The 9,485-nt window shown below is 65.7% G+C and carries 6 protein-coding genes; 5 read left to right on the top strand and 1 reads right to left on the bottom strand.

Translation table 11 applies throughout. The features are described 5' to 3' along the window. Positions 1 to 759, bottom strand: a 759-nt coding sequence (locus tag MET9862_RS18405; protein ID WP_142584350.1) for a patatin-like phospholipase family protein, incomplete at its 3' end; no start/stop codon positions are given. Positions 760 to 1,088: 329 nt separating this feature from the next. Between MET9862_RS18405 and MET9862_RS18400 the strand changes: the two genes are divergently transcribed. The 5 genes from MET9862_RS18400 (at position 1,089) to MET9862_RS18380 (ending at position 9,345) form a co-directional block, all read left to right on the top strand. Continuing rightward, positions 1,089 to 1,367 (top strand): hypothetical protein, encoded by a 279-nt coding sequence (locus MET9862_RS18400; RefSeq protein ID WP_142584349.1) that lies wholly within the window; start codon positions 1,089 to 1,091, stop codon positions 1,365 to 1,367. 347 nt (positions 1,368 to 1,714) lie between these two features. Continuing rightward, complete coding sequence (locus tag MET9862_RS18395) at positions 1,715 to 2,473, top strand: hypothetical protein (protein WP_142584348.1); 759 nt, start codon at positions 1,715 to 1,717, stop codon at positions 2,471 to 2,473. Positions 2,474 to 3,131: 658 nt separating this feature from the next. Further along, the gene (locus MET9862_RS18390; RefSeq protein WP_142584347.1) at positions 3,132 to 3,791 is read left to right on the top strand and encodes a hypothetical protein; all 660 of its coding nucleotides are present in this window, start codon (positions 3,132 to 3,134) and stop codon (positions 3,789 to 3,791) included. Positions 3,792 to 4,252: 461 nt separating this feature from the next. Continuing rightward, positions 4,253 to 7,942 (top strand): glycosyltransferase, encoded by a 3,690-nt coding sequence (locus MET9862_RS18385; RefSeq protein WP_185156923.1) that lies wholly within the window; start codon positions 4,253 to 4,255, stop codon positions 7,940 to 7,942. A 155-nt stretch (positions 7,943 to 8,097) separates the two neighbouring features. After that, the gene (locus MET9862_RS18380) at positions 8,098 to 9,345 is read left to right on the top strand and encodes a glycosyltransferase family protein (RefSeq protein ID WP_142584345.1); all 1,248 of its coding nucleotides are present in this window, start codon (positions 8,098 to 8,100) and stop codon (positions 9,343 to 9,345) included. Positions 9,346 to 9,485 lie beyond the last annotated feature (140 nt).

The following is a 9,485-nucleotide window of genomic DNA, read 5'->3' as shown; positions in this document are numbered from 1 at the left end:
CGGGCGGGCAAGGCCCGGCTCGGGCAGGGCCCGCCGCGCCTGCAGCCGCGCCCACCAGCCCGCCGCGCTGGTGGCGGGGGCCGGCGGCGCGCGCGGGCAGCCATGGGCGGGGATCACCGTGCCGCGGGTGCGCGGGTCGCCGTTGAGGTTCACGCAGATGACGATGTCGGCACCGAGCGCCCGGGCCAGCGTCACCGGGATCGGGTTGACGAGGGCGCCGTCCATCAGGAGGCGCCCGCCTGAATTGAGGGGCTCCAGGATCCCGGGCAGCGCGTAGGAGGCGCGGATCGCGTCGACCAGGGAGCCTTGCGTCAGCCAGACCTCGTGCCCGGTCGCGATCTCGGTCGCCACGGCCGCGAAGCGCAGCGGCAGGTCGCCCACGGTGTAGGGGCCGAGGTCCCGGTCGAGCAGCGCGCGCAGCCGCTCGCCCCCGATCAGGCCCGCCCTGCCGAACTGGAAATCGAGCAGGCCGAGGATGCGCCGCTTCGTCAGCGCGCGGGCGAAGGTCTCGATCCGGTCGAGCTTGCCCGCCGCGTAGCAGCCCCCGACCACCGCGCCCACCGAGCAGCCGGCGATCACGTCGGGCTCGATCCCCGCCTCCGTCAGGGCCTGCAGCACGCCGATATGGGCCCAGCCCCGCGCCGCCCCGGAGCCCAGGGCGAGGCCGACCCGCAGGCCGCCGCGCCGCTCCGGGACCGCAGGGGGCAGATCCGGCAGCGCCAGCCCCGCGGCGCCGATGCTCTGGCCTACGTCGTCCATGGCTCGACCCGACTGCCTCCCCCGGCACAGCTTCGGCCGTTCCTGCTGCCGAAAGATGAATCGCACGGGGAGGCTGAACGGATCCTGGAGCGGCCTGCGGCAGTTTGCTGAGCGGAGCCGTTCGTCGCCGGCCGGGATGGGCCGCTCCGAGCATCACAGGTGAATTCTCACGGCCGCCGGACTTGGTAAGCCGACGATCGCGAATCGCCCGCCCCGCGTCTTGTGGGCGGGCCGGTCCGCCAAGCACGTCGCCAGGGGAATGGCGCAGGGACGACAGGAACATCAGTACCAGAGCCCAGAACAACGCCGTCATCACGGAGGAACGCCCGGTGTCATCGCAGACAGGTTCGCCCGCGTCGCCGTCCCCTCGGATCGAGGGGGCCCTTGCCGAATGTGCGACAGGCGCACGGATCGCGGAACGGAAGGCGGACCGGTACCTCCAGCTCGCCCAGGGCGAGACGGACGACACCGTCTATGAGGCCTGCCGCTCGATGAGCCGGTTCTACGGAGCGATGCACGCGTTCTTCCTGGAGGAGCAGCGCGCCATCGACGCCCTGCTCTGCACCGCTCCTCTCTCAGACACGCCTGAAGCCGTCCAGCGCGCCTAAAGCCTCCGCCGAAAGGTCGGCGCGCCGGTCCTGGACGTGCGCCGCGTCGGTTGGCAGGCGCGGGGTCTCGATACGCGCGCGGGTCGAGACCTCAGCCCCGGGCTCTAGGGTCCGGGGCTGATCGAGGTTGCCGAATGCACGGATGCCGGGCAGTCCTCGGTGCGATAGGGCGTGCCGTCCCGAGCTGCCGGCCCAGCCCGGCATGCCGCCTGCGGGCGGTGCAAGCCGGCGTGTCGCGGCTGCGCGCGAAGCTCGGCGGGTTGTTGTGATTCTACGCCTTCGCTATGATTGCGACGAAGTAGCGCCGAATTCAGCGAGCAGGCAATTTTTCGCGCGCGGGGGCAAATATGATTTTTAAAAAAAAGAAATTACATAAATACTTCGATGAAAATTTTTATACAAAAACTTACAGCGATGTAAAAGAATCCGGTATCGATCCATATGATCATTTTATGCGTTTCGGCATCAGGGAGAGGCGTAATCCCTGCGCGGTTTTCGATACAGAGTACTATTTGAGCCAAGTCGGTTCAATCTCGGAAGATCCGACAGAGCATTACCAAAAATCCGGTATTGCGCTGGGTGCAGAGCCGCATCCGACATTCGATCGAGAGTGGTATCTGTTGAATAATCCGGATGTCGTCGCAGATGGAGCGGACCCTCTATGGCATTACTTTCGATACGGCCGAGCCGAGGGGCGGAAGCCCGGGCCCCTATGGCGCATGCACTTCACCGGCGCCAAGCGGCCCCTCTGGCGTTTGGCGAATCAGAAGACGGCACGCCGAGCGCTGCGGCTGCAGTTCGATCACGGTGAGGTGGCTCAGCCTGTCGAACTCCACGCTGTCTATGGTTTTGCTGTCTATATGACACGCGCTCAAGTGTTCCGCTTCAGTAAGGAGCGGAGCGGATATGACGGATATCTCCGTAGCGAGGCTGAGTTGAGGCCGAACGTCGTGATCATTCTATCGAATGTCAGTCTCGGGTCGAGATCGGATCGCGGCGTGGAAGCCAAATATGATTCCGGCCACGTCTTCTCCCTGGACGCCTCTGCGTCGTCTCTGGTGTCCGATCTCGGCGGCGGGCGGCTATCGCTGGACTATCGGGACTAGGAGCGCCTCACAAAACTCCCGGCGGCCGGGAGGTCCCCCTTTGGGCATGACGGTGCGGCGGGAGTTTTGTGAGACGCTCTCAGCGATCCTCCGGCCGTATTGGCTGAACGTCTCTGTATGGGATGGCGCCGAACGTGAGGGACGTTCCTGGGGAGGCGACCGGCGGCAATGTCGTCGAGGCCGATCAGGAAGGGCTCTCACCCCGGAGGCCGGGTACCTCCATTGCCCCTGTGCGGCTGTCTAAAATTGCATGGCTGGGATGCGCGGAGCCGCGTGGACATCGGCTCCGCGCGGGCGGGGAAGGTCCAGCGATACCTTGAAATACGCTTGATTCGACGCGCGCACTTGCAAATCCCGTCAGCCTCGGGCCCGGTTGCCGCAACGGATCGACGGAAGACTTGGGCGAAAGCTGAGAATGAGCACATATGAGCGGATATCAGCTCAAACTCTTGACATCCCATTTATATTCTGTCAATCGCAGGCCCGCTATCCGCCGCTAGATTAGGCATCTAAACTTTAAGTTTATCCTGTAGTTCGGCTATCAATCCAGTCACAAAACTTCGGTATTTCTATAGAAGACAGTGTGCTCATGTATCCAATCCGAGAAAACTTGTCTCGAAAGCTCGGTAGCCGAGCCGGTTCGGTTCGTGCGGCTCCGATGGCTGCTGCTTCCAGTAGCGTTGGATTGAGGAAGCATGCTTCTACAACGTCCGATGCCATCAATTTTTGTCATCAGCTCTCGTTCGGGACTGGCATAGAGCGCCCGGAAGATTTGAAGTACTGGGCAGGTATTCTTCAGAAATTTGGCGACGACTTTTCCCTTCTTCTGTCGGAGATGCGGCGCTCTCGCCAAGTGAGCGCAGAGGACGTCTTTTCAGAGCTGTTCTCCAGCGTCAATGTGAACGTCGCGGCGCGCTCCCGACCCGCCGCGCTGGTGGTCAGCCTCTTCATCCAGGCGACCGGACGGTTTCCCACCATCACCGATGTTACCGATACGCTGTCGGCCTGCTCGGTCCAGCAACTTCGCGTCCGTGACGTCATCGCATTGGTCGCGGAGCGCAGCGGAGCCGATTCCCGGACCCTGAAGAAGGCGATCGGTCCCTATCTGGCGCTCGGCCTCGGGATCTTCGGCCGGCTCAAGCTGTCGCTGACCGATTTCGGCTCCCGGATCCAGAGTTCCGACGCACTGGCCGACCTGATGTCGATCAATAATCTTGTAAGAAGCAATGCTCTGTCGCACGATATTGTGCAGATGCAGTCGACTTTGGTCAATATCTCGCGACTCATCCCGGCGGATGCCTCGGCTAGGCAGGTTTGATCGCGGATTTGATCCAAGTTCGCATCGATCCATTCGCGAAAGCCGTAGCGCCGCGTTGACAATGAGTTCCGGAGCGAACTCGAGCAGAAGTGGGGAAGATGGACAAGCCGTTGAAGATCTTGGCGCTTTCGTTCTTCCCGTCGTTCCAGCCAAGCTCCAGCGGTGGCGAGCTCGGACTATATGGGCTTCTGAACGCGCTCAGCCGCGATCACAGCGTCCTGCTCCTGTCATCTGCGGACGTCGCGGAGGCTGCAGACGCTGCGCCGGTCACGCATTATCATAATCAGCGCTTCCAAGAGATCCGCATCCCCAAGGAGACGCGGTTCCACGCGATCTGGTCGAGATACGGTGATGCGGCGTCTCATGCCGACATCTCGAACGTCTGTGTCGCGAAGCTGGGTGAGACCGCGACGAGGTTCCACGAGATCTTTCTTGAGCATTACGACTGGGCGGATGTCATCATGCATGACTCCCCCTATGCGCTGACCTACGATCTGTTCCTGGGGATGGACAACAAGGTCAGGTTCTACAACTCACAGAACGTCGAAAAGTATTTCGTCCGGACGCAGTACCCTGCCGAGGTCGAGGGCGGCCTCTACGACTATGTGGACGGCCTCGAACGCAGGTTGCTGCAGCAGGCCGATGTCGTCGGCGCCTGCTCGATCGAGGACATGGAGGCCTTCGCAGCCGATCTGGGTCCCTCGGCGGAGCGGTGCATCGTCTATCGGGCGATCGATCAGGAGCGCGTCGAGAGGGAGCCGCACTCGGGCGGCCCGCTGCGCGTGGTCTTCGGAGGATCGAAGCATCCGCCGAACACCGAGGCGGCCCGCTTCATCGTCGAGGCTCTCGCCCCGCGCTTCCCGGAGGTCCAGTTCGATATCTTCGGGAGCTGCCTCGCCGCCGGCAGCTACGGCACGAACCTCACGGCCCACGGCTTCGTCTCGGATGAGAAGCGCCACGACTTGCTGGTGCGCGCCCATGTCGCCCTGAACCCGATCCGATCGGGCAGCGGTGTCAACCTGAAGGTCCTCGAGAGCGCGGCCTATGGTCTGGCCATCATCTCCACCGAGTTCGGCCTGCGCGGCACGGCGCTGAAGGCCGGGGCGGATTGCCTCGCCGGCGATTACGATCAGTTCGCCGACCTGCTGACGCGCCTGATGCACGCGCCGGACCTCTGCCAAACCCTCGGTGCCGCTGCGCGGCAGGTGGTGGAAGACAACCACCGGTGGACCCGGACGGCCGACTCGGTCGCCGCGGCGCTCCGGCGGGCGAAGGCGGCGGCCGACCAGAGGCCGGTGCGCGAGATGATCCTCGCCGTGAACGACTACGACGTCGCGCGTTCGGTCGGCGGCGGCGCCTCGCGCATCCAGCAGATCTATTCACGGCTGGCCGCGGATTACCGGACGGTGGTGCTGGCCTTCTCCAACGACGACACGCTGACCTCCGAGTGGCGGGACGAGGTCTTCTACTGCCGCGTTCCCAAGACCGAAGCGCATATCGCGGAGGAGCATCGCATCAACGCGATGTTCCACATCTCGGCCAACGATACCACCGCGTCGCAATTCGTGGCCGAGAACAGAATGATGGTGGCCCTGTTCCGGTATCTGTCCGGGATCGCGGCGCGCGTCGTCTTCGAGCATCCCTACATGTCCCCGCTCGCCGAAGTCGTCGAGACGAAATTTGTTTATTCAGCCCATAACTGGGAATTCAGCCTCAAGGAAAAGCTGCTTCAGCACCATCCGGAGCGGATCGATATCCTGAGCGTGGCCGCCCGGGTGGAGGATTTCTGCGCGGAGCACGCCGAGCTGATCATCGCGGTCGCGGAAGGCGATCTCGCCGGCATCGTGCGGTCGAGCATCGCGCGCGGCGCCCTGGCGGGGCCCGGGAGCATCGTCATCCGGAGCGGCGGCGAGGACCCGGTCCCGCGGGAGCGGTTCGGCACGATCGCCGTCCCGCGGCCGTACATCGTCTTCCTGGGGTCGGCCCATCCGCCGAATATCGACGCGGCGCGCTTCGTCGTCGACAGGCTCGCCCCGGCGCTTCCGGCCGTCGATTTCCGCTTCGTCGGCTCGGTCTGCGACTGTCTGTCGGCGGCCACCCCCAACGTGATCCTGCACGGCGTGGTCGACCGGGAGGAGAAGTCCCGCCTCCTCTACGGAGCCCGGATCGCGCTCAATCCGATGATGGAGGGCAGCGGCTCGAACGTGAAGATGACCGAGTATCTCGGACACGGGATCCCGATCGTCTCGACACCGTTCGGCGCGCGCGGCTTCGATGCGCGGATGCGCGACTTCGTGACGGTTGCCCCGTTGGAGGAGTTCGCCGCCTGCTGCCGGGACCTCCTCGACCAGCCCTCCGATGCGGCGAAGCGCGAGGCCGCGATCGCCTATTTCCACGGGGCCCTCTCGCTGACCTATCTGGCCGGGCAGTTCGGCGAATCGCTCCGGGATCTCGGCCGGCCGAAGAAGCGGATCCTCGCGGTCCTCACGCGCTACAACGATCCTCCGCTCGGGGGCGCCGAAGTCCACATGCTGGAATTCGTGACGGCGCTGTCGCGCGACGGCCGCTACCACGTCGATGTCGTGACCCCCGACATCTCGCGGATCACCGACCAGTCCCGTTTCCTCTCGACCTTCGGCGAGGGGGCCACGACATCGGTGCCGACCGGGCTGGAGCGCGTGCACTGGGCGCGCTTCCCGCTCGACACGCGATCCAAGGCCGACGAGGACCGCGCCTACAGGATGGCGGCCCACAATTGGGACGCGCAGATGCTGCTCGACGAGGCGCGGATCCGGCATCTGTCCCGCGACGCCACGGAGATCGGGCTCGGATGGGGCTGGCACGATCCGGAATCGTGGTCCGGACGGCCCGTAAGGTGGGCGGGCTACCAGACGATGCTGATGACCCGCGGAGCGGGCTCGGTCGTCCTGAAGGGCACGGCGCCGCGGCGGACGCATCTGCGGTTCCTGAACGCGGACGACGATCTCATCATGCAGATGACGGTGAGCGGGTCGTTCACCGTCGAGCTGGATGCCCGGCGCAGCGCGGCGGTCACGATCGTCGCCTCGACGGAGCGTGACCTGGCCGACCGCGATCCGCGGCCCCGCGCCTTCGCGGCGGAATTCGTCCAGATCGGCGACCAGGTGATCGACCTCGCCAGGAACCCCTGGACGTTCGACAACCCGACCGACGCGATCGCGTTCTACTACGACAACCAGAACATCCGGGCGGATTTCGGCGCCAATCTGGGTGCGTCGCGCGGCCCGTTCTGCGAGAGCCTCAAGCGCGCGGTCGAAGCCGTGATCGGCGACTACGATCTGGTCATCACGCACAACCCCGTGCTGAAGCATGTGAGCGACACGGTTGCCGCCGCTGCGGCCGCCGGCGTGCCGTCCGTCCTGGTGCCGCACCTGCACCTCGACGACGATTACTACCACTTCCCGGACATTCTGGACGCGACGCGGAACGCGACGCTGTCGCTCCTGTCCCCGAGCAGCCTCTGCCGGCTCTTCAACGCGCACGGCGTCGACAACGTGCGCCACCTGCCCGCGGGCGCCGAGTTCACCGAGCCCACGGCCGAGGATCGGATCGAGTTCGAGCGTCTCTACGATTCCGAGGTGCCGTTCTTCCTGGTCCTCGGCCGGAAGAACGCGACGAAGAACTACATCTCCGTGATCAATGCCGTCGAGACGCTCAACGCGCGGCACCGGGTCAACGTCGTGATGATCGGCGCCGACGAGGACGGCATCCCCGTCCAGCACAGCTGGGTGCGGTATCTTGGCTGGAAGTCGACCGGCGTTGCGGCGGCTGCGCTGAAATCCTGCCTCGGTCTCGTCACCATGAGCCGCAGCGAGAGCTTCGGCATCATCGTCGCCGAGGCCTGGCTCGCCGGTGCCCCCGTCGTCGCCAACCGGAACTGCGCCGCCTTCTGCGATCTGATCGCGGACGAGGGCAACGGATTGCTGGCGGACGATGCCGGTCTCGCGCGGACGCTCGAGCGGCTGATCGACGACACGGACCTGCGGGAACGGCTCGTGGCGAATGGCCGCCGGGAGGCCGAGCGGTATCGCTGGGACGCGGTGGGAGCGGAGTTCGTGGCCATCTGCGACGCGATCATCGCGAAGCGGGCCGCGCAGCCCCTGGATGCCTGACCCGAGCGATCCCGGTGCGGCCATCCCCAGCTCGGACACGGCAGAGCCCCGGCTGCTCTCGCGAAGGCGGCATGGCCGCGATAGCCTCGTCGGCGGTCCAGGCCACCGCGCGGGGATCGATCGAACCGCCTTGAGGACCCGATCCGGGGATTCGTATGAGCCTGCAAGATCTCAGTAAGGTCCATTGGTGGCTCAAGGATGAAGAGAAGCAAAATTTCGGAGATTATCTCGGATACATTCTGAGCGAGGCGATCTTCCTGCGTCCGGTGCGCGAGCATTGCAGCTACCGGGTCGTCGGCAGTGCGATCGCGGATTGGGACATCGGTCAGGATCTCGCCCGGACCGGGGCGCGGCCCGAGGAGACGGTCGCGTTCTGGTGCTGCGGCGCGCGCACGGAAGCTGGCGTGAGCGCGGAGAGCCGGGCCCGGATCACGCCCTATGGCGTGCGCGGCCCCCTGACCCACGACGTTCTCGGCCTGCCGGCCGATACGCCGCTCGGCGATCCCGGCCTGATCGTTCCGATCGTCTACACGCCGGCGGTGCGGGAGGATTGCCGGGGCCGGACGATCTGCGTGCCGCACTTCCTGGATTCCCGCAGCGATGCGGATCTCCTGCAGCGGACCGGCGCGGATCTGATCATTCGCCCCGGCGTCGCGCGCAGCGAGCGGGCCGTCCTCGACTTCATCGATGCGATCACGTCGGCGTCGTTCGTGCTGGCCGGCTCGCTCCATGCCGCGATCGTGGCTTGCGCCTACGACGTGCCGTTTGGCTACCTCGACACCGGCTTCGTCGACATCCCGTTCAAGTGGCGTGATTTCTCGGCCCTCGTCGGGATCGGCACGAGTTTCTGCGATTGCGTCGCCGATGCCAGGGCCATCTATGAGCAGGTGAACCGGCCGCGCCTGCGCAAGCCGCCGCTTCTGCCGATGCTGGCCGTCGCCCCTTTCAGCGTCCGGCTCGACATGCTCCTGAAGGCCTATCACTACGACATGCAGAATCTCGACCGGGCCACGGCCCCGTACGGCGAGTCTCTGACCGTCGCCCTGGGTCAGCGCGCATATTCCCTGCTGGAACCGGCCGCGGATCCGGCCGCAGGGCCGAGCGATGTCGCAGCGCTTGCCGAGGATCCGGCTCCGGAGCCGTCGCCTCGTCCCAAGGAGCCGGACGAGCCGCCAAGCGACGTGGAGGAAGCCGCGCCCGCTCCGAGCGCTGCGTCTCCGCCTCCCGAACCCGACGCGGAAGCCTCCGCGCCCGAGGCGCCTGAGCAGGAGCCGGAACACCCGGCGCAATCGTCCGAGCAGCCCGGGACGCAGGACCCCGCGCCGGAGACGGATCCGTCGCCCTCGGGCGATCCCGGAACGCCCGCAGGTCCGGAGGAGGAGGCGCGTCCCGAGCCGAGATAGGTGCGTGACGGAGGCACCATCCCATCGATCGGTCCCCGGAAGGCACGGCTTCGCCGTGCGATCGTGGTCCGCCGCAACCGGGCCGAAAGGGGCCAGGCATCGCGCGGCTTGAGCCATAGGGAGGCGCCGCTGTTCGGGCG

The organism is Methylobacterium symbioticum, from assembly GCF_902141845.1.
GTDB lineage: Bacteria > Pseudomonadota > Alphaproteobacteria > Rhizobiales > Beijerinckiaceae > Methylobacterium > Methylobacterium symbioticum.
The sequence above is the reverse complement of the archived record's forward strand: the minus strand, read 5'-3'. Positions and strand labels throughout refer to the sequence as shown.